This window comes from Saccharopolyspora ipomoeae, assembly GCF_029952525.1.
In the GTDB taxonomy this organism is placed as follows: domain Bacteria; phylum Actinomycetota; class Actinomycetes; order Mycobacteriales; family Pseudonocardiaceae; genus Saccharopolyspora; species Saccharopolyspora ipomoeae.
The window spans coordinates 241,806-261,173 of sequence record NZ_JASAOF010000002.1 but is presented as its reverse complement, the minus strand read 5'-3'; the positions used below and the strand labels follow the sequence as shown (position 1 = coordinate 261,173).

The following is a 19,368-nucleotide window of genomic DNA, read 5'->3' as shown; positions in this document are numbered from 1 at the left end:
TCATGAAGAAGCACTTCCTGTTCACCTGCGTCCCCGCCTCCGGCCACGTCAACCCGACGTTGGCGCTGGTCGGCGAGCTGCTCGACCGCGGCCACCAGGTCACCTACGCCGTCGGTGCGGACTCCGCCGAGACCGTCCGCGCCACCGGCGCGCAGGTCGTCGAGCTGCCGACGCGGATCCCGAACCTGGGTGGGGCGGGCGACCACTTCACCCCCGAGCGGATGCGCACGATGGTCGAGTTCTTCATCGACGACGTCCGCCAGTGCATGCCGATCCTGCTGGAGCGCTTCACCGACGACCCGCCGGACGCGGTGTGCTCCGACGTGATGACCACCTACGGCCGGATGCTCGCCGACCGGCTCGGCATCCCCGCCATCGCGCTGGTGCCCAACTTCGCCAGCAACGAGAAGTTCGACCTGCGCACCGCCGTGATGGCCGAGCACGCCGGCAGCGTGGCCGGTCCCCCGCCCGAAGCGCTGAACCGCCTCCACGAGGAGATGAGCGCGCTCGGCGACGAGTTCGGCGTCGAGGTCTCCCCGTTCATGGGTGGAACCCCGGCCGAGCTGAACCTGGTGTTCCTGCCCCGCGAGTTCCAGCTGGAGCACGAGACCTTCGACGACCGCTTCCGGTTCCTCGGCCCGCAGCTCGGCGACCGGGACAACGAGCCCTACTCCCCCGCCGACCCGCGGCGCCCGCTGCTGTACATCTCGCTGGGCACGGCGTTCAACCAGCGCCCGGACTTCTACCGGCTGTGCCTGGAGGCCTTCGCCGACAGCGACTGGCAGGTCGCGATGTCGGTCGGCTCGCGCATCGACCTGGACGAGCTGGGTGAGATCCCGGCGAACTTCGACGTGCGCCGGTCCTTCCCGCAGCCCGCGGTGCTGCGGCACGCGTCGGCGTTCGTCTCCCACGCCGGGATGAACTCGACGATGGAGTCGCTGCACCACGGCGTTCCGCTGGTGACCGTCCCGCAGATGCCCGAGCAGGCCGCCAACGCCGCGCGGGCGGCCGAACTCGGCCTCGGCATCAAGCTCGACTCCAACTCCGTCACGGCCGCTGAGCTGCGGGAATCGGTCGACCGCATCGCCGCGGACGTCGAGGTCCGCGCCAACCTCGACCGGATGCGCGAGCTCGTCCGCTCCTCCGGTGGTGCCCCCGCGGGCGCCGACGCCCTCGAAGCCTTCCTGGGCTGACCCGCCTCCTCAGCCGTTCTCCGGGTGGGGGAAGTTTTCATGAAAACTTCCCCCACCCGGATATGACGGAATTGATTTCACTCCACACTGAAGGAATAGATGTAATCAACACGTGACCGGTGGAGATCGTTTTCGGCACTGGGTGCCGTGGGGTTCAGCGCTCGATGTCGCGCAGCGCTTCCTGGATCTGCTTCAGGACCACCGCCGACGAGGCCGAGGTGCGCACCGCCGCCACCACGACCTCCTGACCGTCCTGTTCGGACCGATCCGCCTGCCCCGTCGGCCACTGCCCCGCCAGCGCCTCGGCGACCTGGTCGGTGGCGTGCCGCAACGTCGCGCGGGCGTCGAGCTCTCCCCCGCTGCGCAGCCACTGGCGCAGCACGTGGTTGTGCGCGGCGACCACCGCCGCGGCCGCGACCGCGGCGTGCAGCTCGGCGTCGGGCTGATCGGCGAAGCGCGCGCGCAGGTAGCGCGCAAAGACGCGCTGGTAGCGGTCGATGCTCGCGATCTCCTTGTCGCGCAACGACGAGACCTGCCTGGTCAGCTCCGAGCGCTTGAGCGAGACCTCGGGTTCCTCCAGGTACATCCCCAGCACGAACTCGGCCGCCTCCCCCAGCACCAGCAGCGGGTCGGCCGCGGCGTCGGAGGATTCCAGGAGTTCGACGACCTCGGCCAGGCGCTCGTCGTGCCCGGGGAACACGACGTCCTCCTTGGACCGGAAGTACCGGAAGAAGGTCCGCCTGCCGACCCCGGCGGACTCGGCGATCTGGTCCACGGTGGTCGCCTCGAAGCCCTGCTCGGCGAAGAGCTCCAGAGCGGCGACCGCGATCGCGCTGCGCACCTTCCGGCGGCCGTGCGGGGTGCGCCCGGTGCGGGACTTGGGTGCCGCAGCGACTGCCTCGGACATGGCCGGAATATAGCACCGCCGAATTGCTAGTGGCACTCAGTGCCGTTACGATGGCGCGCAGAGAAGGTCCGCCGCGCAACGCGAGCGGCATGCAACGGACCCCGCCGCCACGCGACGGGACTAGGGAGGGACCCGGTGGACCCGAACTTCGGCACCTACCAGCTCGGCGAGGAGCACGAGGCGCTGCGCGAGGCGGTGCGCGCCCTGTCGGAGAAGGAGATCGCGCCCTACGCGACCGAGGTCGACGAGCAGGAGCGCTACCCCAAGGAAGCGCTCGACGCCTTGGTCAAGGCCGGTTTCGCCGCGACGCACATCCCCGAGGAGTACGGCGGCGAGGGCGCCGACTCGGTGGCCACCTGCATCGTCATCGAAGAGGTCGCCCGCGTCTGCGGCTCCTCCTCGCTGATCCCGGCGGTGAACAAGCTCGGCACCATGCCGATCATCCTGTCGGCCTCGGAGGACCTCAAGAAGCAGGTCCTGCCCGCGATCGCCTCCGGTGAGACCACCGCCTCCTACGCGCTGTCCGAGCGCGAGGCCGGCTCCGACGCCGCGTCGATGAAGACCCGCGCGCGCCTCGACGGCGACCACTGGGTGCTCAACGGCAGCAAGTGCTGGATCACCAACGGCGGGGTGTCCAAGTGGTACACGGTCATGGCGGTGACCGACCCCGACAAGGGCGCCAACGGCATCAGCGCCTTCGCGGTGCACGCCGACGACCCGGGCTTCACCGTCGGCCCGAAGGAGAAGAAGCTCGGCATCAAGGGCTCGCCCACCGTCGAGCTGTACTTCGAGGACGCCACGATCCCGGCCGACCGGATCATCGGCGAGCCCGGCACCGGCTTCAAGACCGCGCTCAAGACCCTCGACCACACCCGCCCGACCATCGGCGCGCAGGCCGTGGGCATCGCCCAGGGCGCCCTGGACCAGGCCCTGGCCTACGTCAAGGAGCGCAAGCAGTTCGGCAAGTCCATCTCCGAGTTCCAGGGCGTGCAGTTCATGCTCGCCGACATGGCGATGAAGGTGGAGTCGGCTCGCCAGATGGTCTACGTGGCCGCGGCCCGCGCCGAGCGCGGTGAGCCGAACCTCGGCTTCATCTCGGCCGCCGCCAAGTGCTTCGCCTCCGACGTGGCCATGGAGGTCACCACCGACGCGGTCCAGCTCTTCGGCGGCGCGGGCTACACCCGCGACTTCCCGGTCGAGCGCATGATGCGCGACGCCAAGATCACCCAGATCTACGAGGGCACCAACCAGGTCCAGCGCATGGTCATGGCCCGCAACCTCCTGAAGTGACGTCCTGAGACGAGGTGGGCCCCGGCGGAACCACTCCGCCGGGGCCCACGTTCGCGTTCGTGGCCGCCCGCTCCGAGATGCGGGGGTGTGGATCTCCACCACACTGGGTGGATCGGTCGCACCGCTGAGGACGGGAGTTGCCATGACCGCGCTTCGGAGCCTGCTCACCTTCATCGGCCGCATCGGCGTCGGCGTCATCCTCATCGCCCACGGCTGGCAGAAGCTCATGACCTGGGGGATCCCGAACACCGCGCAGAACTTCGGGAAGATGGGCATCCCGTTCCCCGAGGTCTCCGCCTGGTACGCCGCCATCGTCGAGCTGGCCGGGGGAATCCTGCTGATCCTCGGCATCGCCCTGCCGCTGGTGGGCCTGGCCGTGGCCATCGACATGATCGGGGCGATCGTGTTCGTGCACCTGCCGCACGGGCTGTTCGCCCCCGACGGCTTCGAGCTCCCGCTCGCGATCGGTGCCGCCGTGCTGGCGATGGGCTTCAACGCGGGCACCTGGTCGATCGACCACCTGCTGTTCGGCCGCCGCAGGAACCGCCGCCGCGAAGAGGCCGCGACCGAGTACTACGAGCAGGGCGAGACCTACTGAGCCTCCCCCGGCTCGATCCCGGTCCGCTCCTCCTGGCGGGCCAGGTAGTTGCCGGACTCGGCGTAGAGGCTGGTGAGCAGCCAGCTGCCGACCCCGATGTCGTCGCCGATGCCCAGCAGCGGCAGGAATTCCGGGATGAAGTCGATCGGCGAGACCAGGTAGACCACGGCGATCAGCCAGAGCAGCAGCTGGTAGCGCGGCAGCTGCGGGTTCCGGCCCCGGGCCGTCGATCCGAGCATCGCCGGGACCGCGCGCAGCCTCGCCAGCGGTGAGCCCGCGGCCCCGGCGCGGTGCGCGCGCACGGCGGCTCGCACCGGGGAGCGGCGCAGCCGAGCGACCCCGCCCGCGACCACGATCCCCAGACCCGCGGCCATCAACCCCACCGGCAGCAGCCAGCCACCCGCGTCGCCGCCGAACGCGATGGCCACCACCGCCCCGGCGATCAGCAGCACGACACCGAACACGATCACCCGCGCGCCCCTTCCGCAGCCGTCGCCGATCAGCCTGCCACGGCACCGCTCCGCCCGGCGAGTGCGGGTGTTTCGTGGCACCTTCAACATCGAACGCGCTGATGGGAGGGCCACGTGGTCGATCAGGCCGACGCCGACGTCCGACGACCTTCGCTGGCCCGCGCGAGCGCGGCGATGGCGGTCGCGACCGCCACCAGCCGGGTCAGCGGCCTGCTCGCCAAGGTGCTGCTGGTCGTGGTGCTCGGGCTCGGCGTGGTCAACGACTCCTACACCGTGGCCAACACCCTGCCGACCGTGGTCAACGAACTGCTGCTCGGCGGCGTGCTCACCAGCATCGCGGTGCCGCTGCTGGTCCGCGCCCAGCAGGAGGGCCCCCGGCAGGGCGAGTCCTACGCGCAGTGGATGATCACCATGGGCGGGGTGCTGCTGGTGGTGGCCACCGCGGTCGCGGTCGCCTGCGCCGGGCTGCTCACCGCCCTGTACCTGGGGGCCGACACCCGCGCCAACGCGGAGCTGACCACCGCCTTCGCCTACCTGCTGCTGCCGGGCATCGTCTGCTACGGGATGTCGGCGCTGCTGCAGGCGATCCTCAACGTGCGCGGGGTGTTCGGCGTGCCGGCGTGGGCGCCGGTGTGCAACAACCTCGTCGTCATCGCCACCGTCGTGGTCTACGCGCTGGTGCCCGGGGAGATCTCCACCGACCCGGTGCGCATCGGCGAGCCGAAGCTGCTGATCCTCGGGCTGGGCACCCTCGCGGGCATCACCACGCAGCTGCTGGTGATGGTGATCTCGCTGCGCCGCAGCGGTTTTCGCTACCGGTGGCGGTGGGGCTGGGACCGCAGGCTCACCGAGTTCGGCGGGCTCGCCGGGTGGGTGGTGCTCTACACGCTGATCAGCCAGGCCGGCATGGTGGTGATCACGCGGGTGACCGCGCAGGGCACGCCGGGCAGCGTGGCCACGTTCAACTACGCGTGGCTGCTGTCCCAGGTCCCCTACGGCGTGCTGGGGGTGTCGCTGCTGACGGCGCTGATGCCGCGGATCAGCGATGCCGCCGCGGCCGGGCGCACCCGGGAGTTCGTCGACGACGTCGCCTGGGGCACGCGGATGACCGCGGTGCTGCTGATGCCGGTCAGCGCGCTGCTGGTGGTGGCCGGAGGACCGCTGTCGGTGGCGTTCTTCTCGCTGGGCGCCAGCGACGTCGCCGCCGCCGGACGACTCGGGTGGGCGCTGGCGGCGGCTGCGGCCGGGGTCGTGCCGTTCGGCATCACGATGCTGCAGCTGCGGGCCTTCTACGCGATGCACGACGCGCGCACGCCCACCTGGATCAACGTGATCATGGTCGTGGTGCGCAGCGCGCTGTGCTACCTGGTGCTGGCCACCGTGCGGCCCGAGGACCTGGTGCTCGGGGTGACCGCGGCGATGTCGGCGAGCTTCCTGCTGGGCGCGGTGGTCGGGCAGGTGTGGCTGCGCGCCCGCGTCGGATCGCTGAGCACGGGCGCGACCGTCGTGGGATGCCTGCGGGCCCTGGTGGCCGGGGCCGCCGGGGCGGTGTGCTCGCTGGCGGTGGTGGGCGGGGTGCGGGCGCTGACCGGTTCGCTGGGTCCGATGCTCGACGCGTGGCTGGCGCTGGTGCTGCACGGCGTTCTCGTGCCCGCGGTGGCCGTGGCCGTGCTGGCGCTGCTGCGGGCGCCCGAGTTGAAGCCGGCCCTGCGGAAGCTGGGCCGGCTCGCTCGCCGCTGACCGCGCGCGGGGACGACTACTTGCGGTTGCGCACGTGCACGCGGGTGCGCTCGGTGCGCAGCGCCTTGAGCTCCGGCGGATCGGGCAGCGGAGCCAGGGGCTCGCCGATCGCCCACTCCAGCAGCAGGTCGGCGAGCTTGGGGTTGCGGGCCAGGACCGGGCCGTGCATGTAGGTGCAGACCACGTGCCCGGAGACCGCGCCTTCGGCTTCCTCGACGCCGTTGCCGGTCCCGCGCACGACCCGTCCCAGCGCGTGCGAGCCGGGGCCGAGGGTGGTGCGGCCGAGGTGGTTCTCGAACCCGGTGAGCATGCCGACCCCGCCCAGCGTGGACTGGGTGGTGACCTCGCCGATGGCGCGGCCGCGTCCCGGTTCGGTCGAGGCGTCGACCAGGCCGAGGCCCTCGTGGCGCTGCCCGTCGCCGGTGACGAAGCTGGTGCCCAGCACCTGCAGACCGCCGCAGATGCCCAGCACCGGCACCCCGTGCTCGACGGCGCGGGTCAGTCCCGCGCCGCGGCGCAGGAAGCGGACGGCGGCGACCTGGGCCACGTCCTCGCCGCCGCCGATCAGGTAGAGGTCGCAGTCCTCCGGCACGGCGTCGTCGGAGGACAGGACGGTGACGAGCCGACTGCCGATGCCGCGCCAGCGCAGCCGTTGTGCCAGCACGATCGCGTTGCCGCGGTCGCCGTAGGTGCCCAGCAGGTCGGGCAGCACGAGGGCGATGCGGACTCGGTCCCCGGTCATCTGCGGCTCCTGGTCAGCACGTCGCGGAAGGCGGTGTAGTTGGCGATCACGTCCGGGACGCCGCCGTGCGAGCCGCCGAGGGCGACCTCGACGGTGGAGGCGACGGTGGCGGGCACCTGGGCGTAGCGCAGGCGGACCGCCAGGTCCAGGGCCCGGTCCCCGGCTACCTGGACGGGACGGCCGCGCAACATCTCGAAGTCGACGTCCCACAACCAGGAGACGTCGTAGCCGTCGGCCTCGCGGCTGTTGACCACCAGCACCAGCGGTTCGTCGTTGCCGGAGACCAGGTCGAGCATCTCCAGCCAGCTGGCGGGGTTCTTGGCCAGCAGCAGCCGGACCTTGCGGCCGCCGACGCGGACGGTGTCGTAGCGACCGGCGGCCTGCGAGATGCGGCGGATGCGGGCCAGCGCGGCGGCCTCCTCGCCGCCGAGTTCCAGGGCTGCGGCCAGCGCGAAGGTGGCGTTGACGCGGTTGACGTGCCCGGGCAGGGCCAGGGCGAGCTCGTGGTGGGTGCCCTCGGCGTCGAGGACGCCGGTGTCGGTGACCGTCCAGTCGGCGGCCGGGCGGGCCAGCCCGCACTGGCAGCGCCAGTCGCGGTCCACGTCGCCGATGAAGGAGCCGCAGCGCGGGCAGTTCAGGGCGTCGTCGCGCCACCGCACGCCACCGGAGACCCAGGTGACGTTCGGGTGGTCGGAGGCGGCGAAGACGATGTTGGGGTCGTCGCGGTTGGCGATGACCTGCGCGCCGGGGGCCTGGGCCAGGGCGCGCTGCAGGCTGGCGGCCACGGTGCGGACCTCGCCGACGCGATCGAGCTGGTCGCGGCTGAGGTTGAGCAGCAGCATCGCGGCCGGTTCGAAGCGCTCGGTGACCTGCGCCAGGTGCAGCTCGTCGACCTCCAGCGCGGCGAACGGGGCGTCGAGCCGGGTCAGCAGGGCGGCGACGTGGCCGTCGAGCATGTTGGCGCCGGTGGCGTTGCTGACCGCCGGGGCCTGGGCGCGCATCGCTTCGGCGACCATCTGGGTCGTGGTGGTCTTGCCGTTCGTTCCGGTGACCATGACGACACGCCGACCGGCCGCCAGCCGCTGCAGCAGGTCGGGTTGTAGCGTCAGCGCCACGCGGCCACCGATCATCCCGCCGGATCCGAGACCGAGGCGCTGCGACAGCGACGCGGCCATCCGGCCGATGTTGATGGCCAGGTTGGTGCGCAGATCCCGGCCGCGCGGTCGCTCGGTCTCGCGCTCGGTCGCGGGAACGACCTTCCAGTGCTGGTCAGCGCCCCGCTCGTCGGGTCCGGGTGGCCGGTGGCGTCCGGTGCTCGGTGGTTGTTCGGGTGACCGCCGTTGGCCCGGTGTTCGGTGCTGATCCGCTGTTCGGTGCTGATCGGGTGTCTGGCGCTGGGCCGGTGTCTGGTCGACCGATGGCTCGTCGGTCTCCCGCGTGGTGTCGGTCATGCGTCCCCTCCCCCCTCGGGCGGCCGTCGCACGCGGCACGCCGGGTCGGCTCAGGGCTGCGCGACACCGCTAATCGGCCGCACTCGGGCGCGCCGCCCCTCGCTTCCTGGCCAGTGTGGCCCGGCTGCGCCGAAACAGCGCGACGATCAGCAGGAGGAGGCCGGCGGTGATCGCGGCGGGGCCGACCCAACCGTCGATGCCGGAGGCGGTGGCGGCATCGAGTTGAGCAGCGATGAACATCGGGGATCCCCTTTCCGAAGGTCGGGGCCGGGGGAACGCGGGTGAGTGCGGTCACGTCCATGGTCCGGCGGCACCGGGGGCGCTCGCCGTGCCGACATGCCGGGATGTCCCGCTATCGAGGAGGTTTCACTCGTGGTGATTTCACGCGGGGACGCTGCGTGATCGCGTGACCGGTGGTTGGGTTCAGAAAGCGATTCGCACCCTGCGCACTTTTCTTGCAGCTGCGGAATTTTGGGGCCGAACGGCGGAGTGACCACACCGCGGCGCTCACCCGTTGGGGTCTATTGCGGCGATACGCTCGGCGATCAACGAACGTGCAATTACGCTCGGATTTGATCCCGACGGTGTCCGTCAAGATCCGAAGGGAGCCGAGAAGTGACCGAACTCGTCCTGTTGCTGGGTTTCTTCGCCTTCGCCGGAATCAGCTGGACCGCGTGGGACATCCGCGCCGATCTGCGCCGCCGCAAGCTCAAGTGACCGCCGTCCGCGAGCGACCCGCGTCGGATTCGCAGTCGAGGGACCCCGCCGGAGAGAGGCAGGCGGGGTCCCTCGTTCATGCGCACCCGGGTCCGCGGACCGGGTGGGTCACTTGATGGCGAGCTGCTGACCCGGGAAGATCACGTTCGCGTCGTCGACGACCGAGCGGTTCTTCTCGAAGATCGACTGCCAGCTCACGCCGCTCTTCTCGGCGATCGTGCTCAGGGTGTCACCGGTCTGCACGGTGTAGGTGCCCTCGACCTGGACGGTCTTCTTGACCGTGCTCTTCTTCTTGGTCGTGGACTTCTTCTCGGTGCTCTTCTTGCTGGTGCTGCCCGAGGCGACGTCCTGGTGCTCGGCGCTGCCACCCGCGGTCAGACCGGCCTTCTTCGAGCACACCGGCCAGGCACCCGGACCCTGCGCCTGCAGCACGCGCTCGGCCACGGCGATCTGCTGCGACTTGCTGGCCTGCGCGGCGTTCGAGGCGTAGCTGGTGCCGCCGTAGGCGGACCAGGTGGACTGGTTGAACTGCAGGCCACCGTAGTACCCGTTGCCGGTGTTGATGCTCCAGTCGCCACCGCTCTCGCACTGCGCGACGGCGTCCCAGGTGGACTCCGAGGCGGCGTTGGCCGGGATCGTCATCGCGAACGGCGCGGCGACGATGGCACCCGCGACGGCCACGCGGGTCGCGGTGCGGCGGGAGGTGGTGGACTTGCGGTGCTTGCCCATGCTGTCTTCGTCTCCAGCGACGCCTGCGCGACACCGTCGTCCCGGACTCCCCCGCTGGCACCGGCCGGGTTTGCCCCCAACGGTCGGTGCCGGGGTCTCCGGCGGTCGTCACGTCCCTGCCCGCGATGCGTCTCGGGGTTTCGGAAGGTCCGCCGGGCAGGGTTCGGCGCTGCGGACTTCCTGGCTTGCCGTCGGCTCGGGGGCGCCGACGCCGGGCAACGCTACGTAGCTGAAAAGCGTGAACAAAACCATGAGCGGGTGTCGCTCGTCATAGAAACGTAATCAAGATCGCGACGATGCCGAGGTTTTCGCAGGTCATTTCTTGATCAGAAACGCGTTATTCACCTGAAATCTAACTACGCCCCGTGAGACCTGGGCCACTGGCCACCCTTGTGGGGGGCTACCGAACGTCAACATCCGGATTCGATCAGTGCACTTCGCCACGGCCCGAAGTCCCTGGTTCGCTCACCCGTTCCCGCTGCGGCTCCACCACGAACCGGGGGTCGCGGGCCGTGACCCGGCCGGCCTCGAAGACCCCGTAGCGGGTCGCGATCGCGCCCAGCGTGAGCAGGGCTCCGGCCGTCAGGCCCGCCGGGCGGCGACGCGACAGCGCCAGCGCGGCACCGGCCGCGGTGGCCACGCGAGCCGCGCGCAGCACCCCACCGGCGCGACCCGTGCGGTAGGCCTCGGCGGCCAGCCCCATCCGCGACTCCATGCGCCTGCTCGCGGCCAGTTCCAGCACCGCACCGGCCACCGCCATCCGCCGCGCGGGTCTCGCCTCGGCGGGCGCGCCGACCATCCCGACGGCACCGGCGCTGGTCAGGGCGCTGCCGGCGAAGACGAACGGCAGCTCCCGGTAGCCCTCGTGCCAGCCGGGCACGGCCGTGTCGGCCAGCAGGACCGCGGTGTAGGTCGTCATCGCCGGGGCGATCGCGCCCGCCACCACCCCGGCCGCGCGACTCGGCCCCGGCAGCAGCCCCGTCACGTCACCGGCCGCGGCGGCCCCGGCCAAGCCGGAGAACGGGGCGAGGATCCACGAGCCGACGCTCAGCGGCGAGGTCGGCTTGAACACCCGCAGCATGTTCAGGAACCGCATCGGCCGGTGCAGGTCGTGCATCAGCGCCGCGACGCTGGTGGTGGCGCCCACCGCCGCCGCGAGCCGTCCCGCTCGGGCCAGCCGCTCGCGGCCGGTGAGCCCGGCCAGCAGCGCCATCGTCGACGACGCCCCGGCCATGCCGCCGAGGTAGAGGTAGGCGGGCACGTCGGGGACCTTCCAGACCGGTTCCTTGAGCACCGGTCGCCCGTAGTAGGACCTCACCGCTTCCTCCCGAGGAACGATCCGGCGATCACGGCCGCGGCGGTGATCGCGGCGGCCGCCGCGTGCCGCCACATCGAGGGCAGGTCGCGGGTGGTCACCACCGGGTCCGGCGGCAGGCCGTAGACCTCGGGGTCATCGAGCAGCAGGAAGAACGCGCCGTCTCCCCCGACGCCGTCGGTCGGTTCGTGGCCGTAGAGGCGGGCGCTGGTCACGCCCCGCTCGTGCAGCTCCTCGACGCGCAGCGCGGCGCGTTCCCGCAGCTCGTCCAGGGGCCCGTACTGTATCGACTCGGTCGGGCAGGCCGTGGCGCAGGCCGGCATCAGCCCGGCGCCCAGGCGGTCCTGGCACAGCGTGCACTTGGCCGCTCCCCCGGTGTCGGGCCGGACGTCGATGACGCCGTAGGGGCAGGCCGGGACGCAGTAGCCGCAGCCGTTGCACACGTCGTCCTGCACCAGCACCGTGCCGTGCTCGGTGCGGATCAGCGCACCGGTCGGGCACACGTCGAGGCACGCGGCGTGGGTGCAGTGCTTGCAGACGTCGGAGGACATCAGCCAGCGCACCTGCTGCTCGTCGGGCGCGCCGAAGGACGGCATCCCCAGCTCGGCCGGGGTGCCGGACTGCTCGACGAAGGCGACGTGGCGCCACGTGGTGCCGCTGAGCGCGCCGGTGTTGTCGAAGGAGGTGGCGGTCAGGTCCAGGCCGTCCTCGGGCAGCAGGTTCCACTCCTTGCAGGCGACCTCGCAGGCCTTGCAGCCGATGCACACGCTGGTGTCGGTGAAGAACCCGGCGCGGGGTTGCGGCGGGTAGCCGGTCTCCGCGGCCGGGTCGGCCAGCGGTCCGGACAGGTGGTGGGCGCTCACCGGTCAGCCTCCTTCGAGTCGGGGATCGTCGGCGTGCTCGGTGCCGGTGCGCTCGGTGATGCCCGCGCGGTCGCGGTACTCGGCGACCAGGCGCTGCAGCGCGGCATCACGCGGACGGCGGCCCGGCCGGATGTCGCAGGTCCCGGCCTTGGTCTCCATGATGTGCACGTTGGGGTCCAGCGCCACGCCGATGAGCTCGTTGGCGGCGTCGCCGGTGGTCAGGCCGTTGGGTCCCCAGTGCCAGGGGACGCCGATCTGGTGCAGGGCGCGCCCGCCGATGCGCAGCGGCCGGAGCCGCTCGGTCACCAGGACGCGGCCCTCGATGGCGCTGCGGGCGGTGATCACGGTGGCCCAGTCGCCGTGGGTCAGGCCCGCTTCGGCGGCCAGCTGCGGGGAGACCTCCAGGAACATCGCCGGGGCGAGCTCGGAGAGGTGCCGCAGCCATCGGCTCATGCCGCCCGCGGTGTGGTGCTCGGTGAGCCGGAACGTGGTGAACACGTGCGGGAACACGTCGCTGCCGGGTTCGGTGCCGCTGGGCTGGTAGCGGTTCTCCGGGCGGGAGTGGATCTGGCGCGCGGGGTTGCGCTGCTGGTGCGGGTGCAGGCGGTTGGCGACCGGGGATTCCTGCGGTTCGTAGTGCGCGGGGAACGGGCCGTCGACCAGCCCGGCGGGCACGTAGAGCCAACCGCGCCCGTCGCTCTGCATGATGAACGGCTCGGTGCCGGCGATGCCCTCCGGTCCGACCGAGTCGGCGGCGGGCCGGTGGTCGGGGCGCTTGGTGCGGTCGAAGTCGGGGACGTCGTGGCCGGTCCACTCGCCGCGCTCGGCGTCCCACCACACGTAGGCCTTGCGCTCGCTCCACGGGTGGCCGTCCGGGTCGGCGGAGGCGCGGTTGTAGAGGATGCGGCGGTTGGCCGGCCACGCCCATCCCCACTCGGGCGCCACCCGGCTCTGCTGGTCGCGGGGTTTCCTGCGGGCGGACTGGTTCACGCCGTCGGCGGTGACGCCGCAGTAGATCCAGCAGCCGCAGGAGGTGCTGCCGTCGGCGCGCAGCTGCGGGTAGGCCGACAGCGGCCGGCCGTCGGCGTCGAAGCCGTTGATCTCGGCGAGCACGGCCTCGGCGCTGGGTTCGCCGATCTCGCCGTGGGTCGGGTAGTCCCAGGTCAGCTCCAGCACCGCGCGGTCGCGTTCGCTGTCGGCGGTGAGCTTGTCCCGGATGCGGCGGCCCAGGTGGTAGAAGAACCACAGGTCGCTGCGCTGGTCACCGGTGGGTTCGACGGCCTTGTGGTGCCACTGCAGGAGCCGCTGGGTGTTGGTGAAGGTGCCGTCCTTCTCGGTGTGGGCGGCGGCGGGCAGGAAGAACACCTCGGTGCCGATGTCGGCGGTGCGCCTCTCGCCGGTTTCGATCTCGGGGCCGTCCTTCCAGAAGGTGGCGGTCTCGATCATGTTGAGGTCGCGCACCACCAGCCAGTCGAGGTTGGCCAGCCCCATCCGCTGCTGGCGGGCGTTGGCGGTGCCGACCGCGGGGTTCTCGCCGATGACGAAGTAGCCCCGGCAGCGGCCCTCGATCTGGTCGAGGACGGTCTGGAAGGTGCCGTGGTCGCCGGTGAGCCGAGGCAGCCGGTCGAAGCAGAAGTCGTTGTCGGCCGTGGCGTGCTCGCCCCACCAGGCCTTGAGCATGCTGACCAGGTAGGAGCGGATGTTGGCCCAGTAGCCGCAGGCGCGCTCGTCGTCGGCGACGAACGCTTCCAGATCCGTGTCGGCGTGGGCGTGCGGCATCGGGAGGTAGCCGGGCAGCAGGTTGAACAGGGTCGGGATGTCGGTGGAGCCCTGGATGCTGGCGTGGCCGCGCAGCGCGAGGATGCCGCCGCCGGGGCGTCCGACGTTGCCCAGCAGCAGCTGCAGGATCGAGGCCGCGCGGATGTACTGCGCGCCGACGGTGTGGTGTGTCCAGCCCACGGCGTAGGCGATGGCCGAGGTGCGCTCGCGGCCGGAGTGGGCGATGAGCTGGTCGGCGACCCAGGTGAACTCCTCCTGCGTGATGCCGCAGATCTCCTCCACCACATCCGGGGTGTAGCGGGCGTAGTGGCGCTTGAGCAGCTGGAACACGCAGCGCGGGTGCTGCAGCGTCGGGTCGGTGTCGGGGCGCCCGTGGTAGACGGGCCCGCCGGATCCGGTGCGCTCGGGGCGGCTGCTCTGGCGCTCCCGGCCGTGCGCGGTGCTGGGCGCTTCCTCGGTGCCGTGCCCGCCGACGGGCGGGACGGCGTGGCTGCCCCGGTACTGCCAGGTGGTGGTGTCGTAGCTGCCCGCCTCCGGGTCGAAGCCGGAGAACACGCCGTCGAGGTCCTCGGTGTCGCGGAAGTCCTCGCCGACGATCATCGCCGCGTTGGTGTAGTGCACGACGTAGTCGTGGAAGTGGGCCTCGCGGGTCAGCACCTGGTTGATCAGACCGCCGAGGAAGGCGATGTCGCTCCCGGCGCGCAGCGCGAGGTGGCGGTCGGCCAGCGCCGAGGTGCGGGTGTAGCGCGGGTCGACGTGGATGATCGTGGCGCCGCGCGCCTTGGCCTCCACGACCCACTGGAACCCGACGGGGTGGGCTTCGGCCATGTTGGAGCCCTGGATGAGGACGCAGTCCGATTCGGCGAGGTCCTGCTGGAAGGTGGTGGCGCCGCCGCGCCCGAAGGAGGCGCCCAGACCGGGCACCGTGGAGGAGTGTCAAATGCGCGCCTGGTTCTCGACCTGGATCGCGCCGAGGGCGGTGTAGAGCTTCTTCATGAGGTAGTTCTCCTCGTTGTCGAGGGTCGCTCCTCCGAGGCTCGCGATGCCCATGGTGCGCCGCAGCGGTCTGCCGTCGGCGTCGGCGTCCTCCCAGGTCTGCCGGCGGGTGGCCAGCACCCGGTCGGCGATCATGTCCAGCGCGGTGTCCAGGTCGAGGTCCTCCCACTCGGTGCCGTGCGGGCGCCGGTAGCGGACCCGGGTCTCGCGCAGCGGTGAGGTGACCAGCTCGCGGCTGGCCGAGCCCTTGGGGCACAGCCGGCCGCGGCTGATCGGCGAGTCCGGGTCGCCCTCGATCTGGGTGACGTGGCCGCCGGAGCTGTAGATCCGCTGGCCGCAGCCGACCGCGCAGTACGGGCACACCGAGCGGGTGACGTGCTCGGCGTCGCTGGTGCGCGCCCGCATCTCGTCGGTGCGCCGGGACCGGGCGGCGGGGCCTCGGGCCAGCCGGTCGGGGCCGGTGAGCTGTCGCAGCACCGGCCAGTTCAGCCACGTGGCGGCCATGCCGAGCGATTACCCGGCCTGTGGATCTCGCAAACCTCAGGGGTGCAGGGACAGTCCCTTGCAGATCTTGTCCACGGCGTTGCGGGGTCCGTGGACGGCGAATCCGACGAGGTCGAGCTCGTCGGTGGGGCGTTCGACGACCACGGCGCGGTTGTCGGCGTCGTTGCCGGTCTTGAACATGCCCTCGGAGTAGATCGCGGTGGGCATCTCGCGGCCGACGGCGCGGGAGTGGCTGCGGGCGAGGTCCGCGGCCGGGGCCGCGTAGACGAGCACGGGCAGTCCCAGCAGCGGCAGGTAGCCGCGGCCGTCGGCGTCGCGGTACTCCTCGCCCATGAGCTCGGGGCGGGCGGCGGTGATGCCGCTGGCCAGGAACGCGGTGACGTTGACCCGCTGCCACCCGGCCAGGTCGTCGCGCAGCACCACGGCGATCTTCGTCTGTTGTGCCATGGGCCCATCCCAGACCGGGCGGGCGCGCGCGGTCTTGAACGCTGGTGCGCTCTCGGCTGCCGGCCGGCGGGAAGAATGGCGGGCATGGGTCAGGAGTGGGTGTCCTACCGGCGCTCGGCGCGGATGCCGGTGGAGGTGATGCGCGCGCACTTCGAGCACCACCGCTACGACCTGCACGCCCACGAGGCCTACTCGTTCGGGTGCACCGAGGTCGGGGCGCAGACCTTCCGCTGCCGGGGCGCCCAGCGCACCAGCGCGCAGGGCATGGTGATGGCGTTCAACCCGGAGGACCCGCACGACGGGCACGCCGTGCACGACGGCGGGTTCACCTACCAGATCGTGCACATCTCCCCCGAGCTCATCGGTGACGTGCTCGCCGACACCGCCGGGAAGCCGGTGGGGCTGCCGCTGTTCGCCGAGCCGGTCCTGCACGAGCCCGCGCTGGCCTCGGCGCTGCGGGGCGTGCACGACGCGCTGACCGGTGGGGAGAGCGCGCTCGCGCAGGACGAGGCGCTGCACGCGGCGGTGCGGGCGATGGTGCGGCTCGGTGCGGTCACCGCCGCTCCCCCGGGCTGGGCGCCGGAGACGCGGCAGGAGGACGACGGGCTGCGGCAGGTGCGGGAGCTGCTGCACGAGCACTTCGCCGAGGACGTCGGCACCGCGCGGCTGGCGGAGATCAGCGGGCGCAGCCGGTTCGCGCTCCACCGCGCGTTCCGCGACCTGCACGGGCTCACGCCGAGCGAGTACCAGCGGCAGCTGCGGGTGCGCCACGCGCGCCGGTTGCTGGCGTCCGGGCGCACCCCGGCCGAGGCGGCGGTGGAGTCGGGCTTCGCCGACCAGAGCCACCTGACCCGCTGGTTCCGCCGCTACTACGCGATCACCCCGGCCCGCTTCCGCGACGCGGCGCGGGATCAGGCCTCGGCGTCGTAGAGGATCGACCGGAAGCGCTCGTCGGAGTAGTACCGCTCCAGCTCGTCGATCGGGTCGTTCGGGCGGGTGAGGTTCTTGGCGAGGCGGGCGGAGGACGGCACGGCCTCGGGGTTCCAGGTCTCGGCGTTCCAGAGCCCGGAGCGCAGGAACGCCTTGGAGCAGTGGTGGAAGACCTCCTCGATCTCCACCAGCAGCACCACGCTCGGCCGGTGGCCCCGGACGACCATCCGGTCGAAGAACGGGGCGTCGCGCAGCAGCCGCGCCCGGCCGTTGATCCGCAGCGTGTCACCGCGGCCGGGGATGAGGTATACGAGGCCGACGTGCGGGTTGGCCAGCACGTTGCGGAACCCGTCGACCCGGCGGTTGCCCGGCCGTTCGGGGATCGCGATGGTGCGCTCGTCGAGCACCAGGGTGAACCCGGCCGGGTCGCCCTTCGGTGACACGTCGCAGCGGCCCTGCTCGTCGGAGGTGGCCACGAGGCAGAACGGCGAGGCCGCCAGCCAGTCGACGTCCAGCTGGTGCAGCGCCGGGCGCTGCTTGTCCAGGACCCGCTGCAGCGGTCGGCCGACGACCTCCTCCAGCTCGTCGGTCGAGGTGATCTCCTGCGCGCCTTCGAGTTCCACCGCTTCCTCCCAGATCGCTCCCGCCCGACACTACGGCGCGACCTGCGGTGGCGGGAAGCGGTTTTCGCGGTGCGGCCCGGTCACACCCCGCAACCGGGCCGCACCGCCTCCCCTCCGGTTCCCCCGAACCGGGGTCCTTCACAGATCGACGGTGAGGTGCCCTCGCCCTCGATCCACGCACAGGGCCAGGTCGTCGCCGCGCGCCCGGCTCCGGCGGAGCACGTCGCCGGAGAGCAGCGGGACGTGGCAGGTGCCGCAGAATCCCTGGCGGCACGAGTAGGCCACGTCCGGCAGCACCTCGCCGACGGCCTCCAGCGCGGTGCGGTCCGCCGGGACCTCGACGGTGCGGCCGCTGCGGGCCAGCTCGACGGTGAACTCCCGGCCGTCGACGATCGGAGGTGCCGAGAACCGTTCCCAGTGCAGGCCTTTCGCGGCGCTGACCGGCAGCGCCAGGCGCACCGCGGTGATCATCGGGACCGGGCCGCAGGCGTAGACCGCCGCGCCCTCCGCCGCGTGGGCGAGCAGTTCGGTGCCCGCAGCGGGGATGCCGAACTCGGTGTCGGGGCGGATCCAGACCCGCTCGGCGGGGAGTTCGGCGAGTTCCCGCAGGAACGGCATCGAGGCCCTGGACCGTCCCGTGTAGACCAGGCGCCAGTCGGCGCCGCGGGCCATCGCGGTGCGCACCATCGGCAGGATCGGGGTGATGCCGATGCCGCCCGCCACGAACAGGTACGAGCGCCCGCCGATGAACGGGAAGGCGTTGCGCGGTCCGCGCGCGACGACCCGGTCCCCCTCGGCGAGCTCGTCGTGGATCTCGCGGGAGCCGCCCGCGCCGTCGGCCAGGCGCCGCACCGCGATCCGGTAGTGCGACCGCTCGCCGGGCCGCCCGCACAGCGAGTACTGGCGCTTGCGGCCCGACGGCAGCAGCAGGTCCAGGTGCGCGCCCGGCTGCCACGCGGGCAGCGGACCGCCGCCCGGCCGGGTCAGCCGCAGGCTGCGGACCCCGTCGGCCTCGTCGCGGGTCTCGGAGATCACCAGCGGGATGTCGCGGTCGACCGGGCTCGGCGGGGCCGTGCGGCGGCGGCTGTTGCGGTGCAGCCACTCCACGCCGCCGACCAGCCGGTGCACCACGCTCATCAGCCGATCCGGTCCGGTGCCGTCGAGGGACCTCGGCAGTTCCGTGGTCATCTACTGCCCCGCCGCCAGCGCCGCCGGTGAGGTCGCCAGGTAGTCCACGGCCCGCGCGGTCGAACCGTGCTCCGAGGGGTCGTAGCCGGGCCGGAAGAACGCCGGCAGGGCGCCCAGCAGCTGCCGGTAGCTCGGGGTCAGGCCGAGTCGGCCGGTGCGGATCAGGTCGCGCCAGCGGGGCTTGCGCCTGCCGCGCAGCACCGGGTCGGAGGCCATCAGGAACCGCAGCCCCCGCACCCACAGCACGGTCAGCACCGCCGTGGCCAGCACCATCGCGAGGCAGCGCTGCGGGTAGCGGCCGTGGACGTGCTGGTAGACCTCGTAGGCCACCGAGCGGTGCTCGACCTCCTCGGCGCCGTGCCAGCGCAGCAGGTCCAGCATCGTCGGGTCGGCCCCGGCCCCGTCGAGCTCCTCCGCGTCGAGGATCCACTGGCCGAGGAACGCGGTGATGTGCTCGATGGCGGCGATCAGCGCGAGCCGCTGCACCAGCCAGGACTCGGCGCGCTTGCCGCGCAGCGGGCGGTCGCCGAGCGTCGTGCGGAACATCCAGCGGACCTGATCGACGAACGGGCGGGTGTCCAGGCCGTGGGCGTCGAAGTGGTCGATGACGCCCTGGTGGGACTCGGCGTGCATGGCCTCCTGGCCGACGAACCCGCGCACGTCCTCGGCCAGCCGGTCGTCGCTGATCAGCGGCAGGGCCTGCTTGAACACCTCGACGAACCAGCGCTCCCCCTCGGGCAGCACCAGGTGCAGGAAGTTGATCCAGTGGGTGGCGAAGGGTTCGCCGGGGATCCAGTGCATCGGCAGTTGGGACCAGTCGAACTCCACGTCGCGGGCGTGCAGCGCCACGCGGTCCGGGTCGCCGGGGTCGTCGGGGTTCACGCAA

18 protein-coding genes are annotated in these 19,368 nt (G+C 72.0%); 5 read left to right on the top strand and 13 right to left on the bottom strand.

The window, feature by feature from the left end:
- Positions 1-2 precede the first annotated feature (2 nt).
- Positions 3-1,193: a macrolide family glycosyltransferase gene (locus tag QFW96_RS04680; protein WP_281454268.1), complete on the top strand. Its 1,191-nt coding sequence runs from the start codon at positions 3-5 to the stop codon at positions 1,191-1,193.
- Between the two features lie 154 nt (positions 1,194-1,347).
- Here the strand turns inward: QFW96_RS04680 and QFW96_RS04675 are convergent, their stop codons facing one another.
- Positions 1,348-2,100: a TetR family transcriptional regulator gene (locus tag QFW96_RS04675; RefSeq protein ID WP_281454267.1), complete on the bottom strand. Its 753-nt coding sequence runs from the start codon at positions 2,098-2,100 to the stop codon at positions 1,348-1,350.
- 135 nt (positions 2,101-2,235) lie between these two features.
- Between QFW96_RS04675 and QFW96_RS04670 the strand changes: the two genes are divergently transcribed.
- Together QFW96_RS04670 and QFW96_RS04665 are read left to right on the top strand one after the other, a co-directional pair.
- Positions 2,236-3,390 carry an acyl-CoA dehydrogenase gene (locus QFW96_RS04670; RefSeq protein ID WP_281454266.1) on the top strand — a complete coding sequence of 385 codons (1,155 nt, stop codon included), beginning with the start codon at positions 2,236-2,238 and terminating at the stop codon, positions 3,388-3,390.
- A gap of 142 nt (positions 3,391-3,532) precedes the next feature.
- A complete protein-coding gene (locus QFW96_RS04665) occupies positions 3,533-3,988 on the top strand; it encodes a DoxX family protein (protein WP_281454265.1) in 456 nt (151 codons plus the stop codon).
- Here QFW96_RS04665 and QFW96_RS04660 read toward each other — a convergent pair.
- Entirely contained in the window at positions 3,982-4,458 is a 477-nt protein-coding gene (locus tag QFW96_RS04660; protein WP_281454264.1) for a YkvA family protein, read from the bottom strand. The genes QFW96_RS04665 and QFW96_RS04660 overlap by 7 nt on opposite strands.
- 114 nt (positions 4,459-4,572) lie before the next feature.
- On the opposite strand from QFW96_RS04660, the gene murJ reads away from it, so the two are divergent.
- A complete protein-coding gene (murJ, locus tag QFW96_RS04655; protein ID WP_281454263.1) occupies positions 4,573-6,198 on the top strand; it encodes a murein biosynthesis integral membrane protein MurJ in 1,626 nt (541 codons plus the stop codon).
- A gap of 16 nt (positions 6,199-6,214) precedes the next feature.
- Here murJ and QFW96_RS04650 read toward each other — a convergent pair whose 3' ends face one another.
- From QFW96_RS04650 to QFW96_RS04615, 8 genes are all read right to left on the bottom strand, one after another.
- Positions 6,215-6,940 (bottom strand): type 1 glutamine amidotransferase, encoded by a 726-nt coding sequence (locus QFW96_RS04650; protein WP_281454262.1) that lies wholly within the window; start codon positions 6,938-6,940, stop codon positions 6,215-6,217.
- Positions 6,937-8,391: a Mur ligase family protein gene (locus QFW96_RS04645; RefSeq protein ID WP_281454261.1), complete on the bottom strand. Its 1,455-nt coding sequence runs from the start codon at positions 8,389-8,391 to the stop codon at positions 6,937-6,939. Before QFW96_RS04645 ends, QFW96_RS04650 begins: the two co-directional genes overlap by 4 nt.
- A 69-nt stretch (positions 8,392-8,460) precedes the next feature.
- Positions 8,461-8,631, bottom strand: a complete 171-nt coding sequence (locus QFW96_RS04640; RefSeq protein WP_281454260.1) for a hypothetical protein — start codon at positions 8,629-8,631, stop codon at positions 8,461-8,463.
- 585 nt (positions 8,632-9,216) lie between these two features.
- Positions 9,217-9,837, bottom strand: a complete 621-nt coding sequence (locus tag QFW96_RS04635) for a LysM peptidoglycan-binding domain-containing protein (RefSeq protein WP_281454259.1) — start codon at positions 9,835-9,837, stop codon at positions 9,217-9,219.
- 427 nt (positions 9,838-10,264) lie between these two features.
- Positions 10,265-11,155, bottom strand: a complete 891-nt coding sequence (gene nrfD / locus QFW96_RS04630) for an NrfD/PsrC family molybdoenzyme membrane anchor subunit (RefSeq protein ID WP_281454258.1) — start codon at positions 11,153-11,155, stop codon at positions 10,265-10,267.
- Positions 11,152-12,015 carry a 4Fe-4S dicluster domain-containing protein gene (locus tag QFW96_RS04625; RefSeq protein ID WP_281454257.1) on the bottom strand — a complete coding sequence of 288 codons (864 nt, stop codon included), beginning with the start codon at positions 12,013-12,015 and terminating at the stop codon, positions 11,152-11,154. The genes nrfD and QFW96_RS04625 overlap by 4 nt, the downstream gene beginning before the upstream one ends.
- 3 nt (positions 12,016-12,018) lie before the next feature.
- Positions 12,019-15,294, bottom strand: coding sequence for a formate dehydrogenase (fdh, locus tag QFW96_RS04620; protein WP_281454256.1), 3,276 nt, complete (start codon positions 15,292-15,294; stop codon positions 12,019-12,021).
- A 36-nt stretch (positions 15,295-15,330) separates the two neighbouring features.
- Positions 15,331-15,741 carry a DUF2000 family protein gene (locus QFW96_RS04615; RefSeq protein WP_281454255.1) on the bottom strand — a complete coding sequence of 137 codons (411 nt, stop codon included), beginning with the start codon at positions 15,739-15,741 and terminating at the stop codon, positions 15,331-15,333.
- An 84-nt stretch (positions 15,742-15,825) separates the two neighbouring features.
- Here QFW96_RS04615 and QFW96_RS04610 point away from each other — a divergent pair, with 84 nt between their 5' ends.
- A complete protein-coding gene (locus tag QFW96_RS04610; RefSeq protein WP_281454254.1) occupies positions 15,826-16,671 on the top strand; it encodes an AraC family transcriptional regulator in 846 nt (281 codons plus the stop codon).
- Here the strand turns inward: QFW96_RS04610 and QFW96_RS04605 are convergent.
- The 3 genes from QFW96_RS04605 to QFW96_RS04595 all read right to left on the bottom strand — a co-directional run bounded on the left by QFW96_RS04605 (position 16,653) and on the right by QFW96_RS04595 (position 19,364).
- Positions 16,653-17,294 (bottom strand): pyridoxamine 5'-phosphate oxidase family protein, encoded by a 642-nt coding sequence (locus tag QFW96_RS04605; protein WP_281454253.1) that lies wholly within the window; start codon positions 17,292-17,294, stop codon positions 16,653-16,655. The two genes, QFW96_RS04610 and QFW96_RS04605, sit on opposite strands and share 19 nt — an antisense overlap.
- 138 nt (positions 17,295-17,432) lie before the next feature.
- Positions 17,433-18,482, bottom strand: coding sequence for a PDR/VanB family oxidoreductase (locus QFW96_RS04600; protein ID WP_281454252.1), 1,050 nt, complete (start codon positions 18,480-18,482; stop codon positions 17,433-17,435).
- Entirely contained in the window at positions 18,483-19,364 is an 882-nt protein-coding gene (locus tag QFW96_RS04595; protein ID WP_281454251.1) for a metal-dependent hydrolase, read from the bottom strand.
- Between the last annotated feature and the right edge of the window lie 4 nt (positions 19,365-19,368).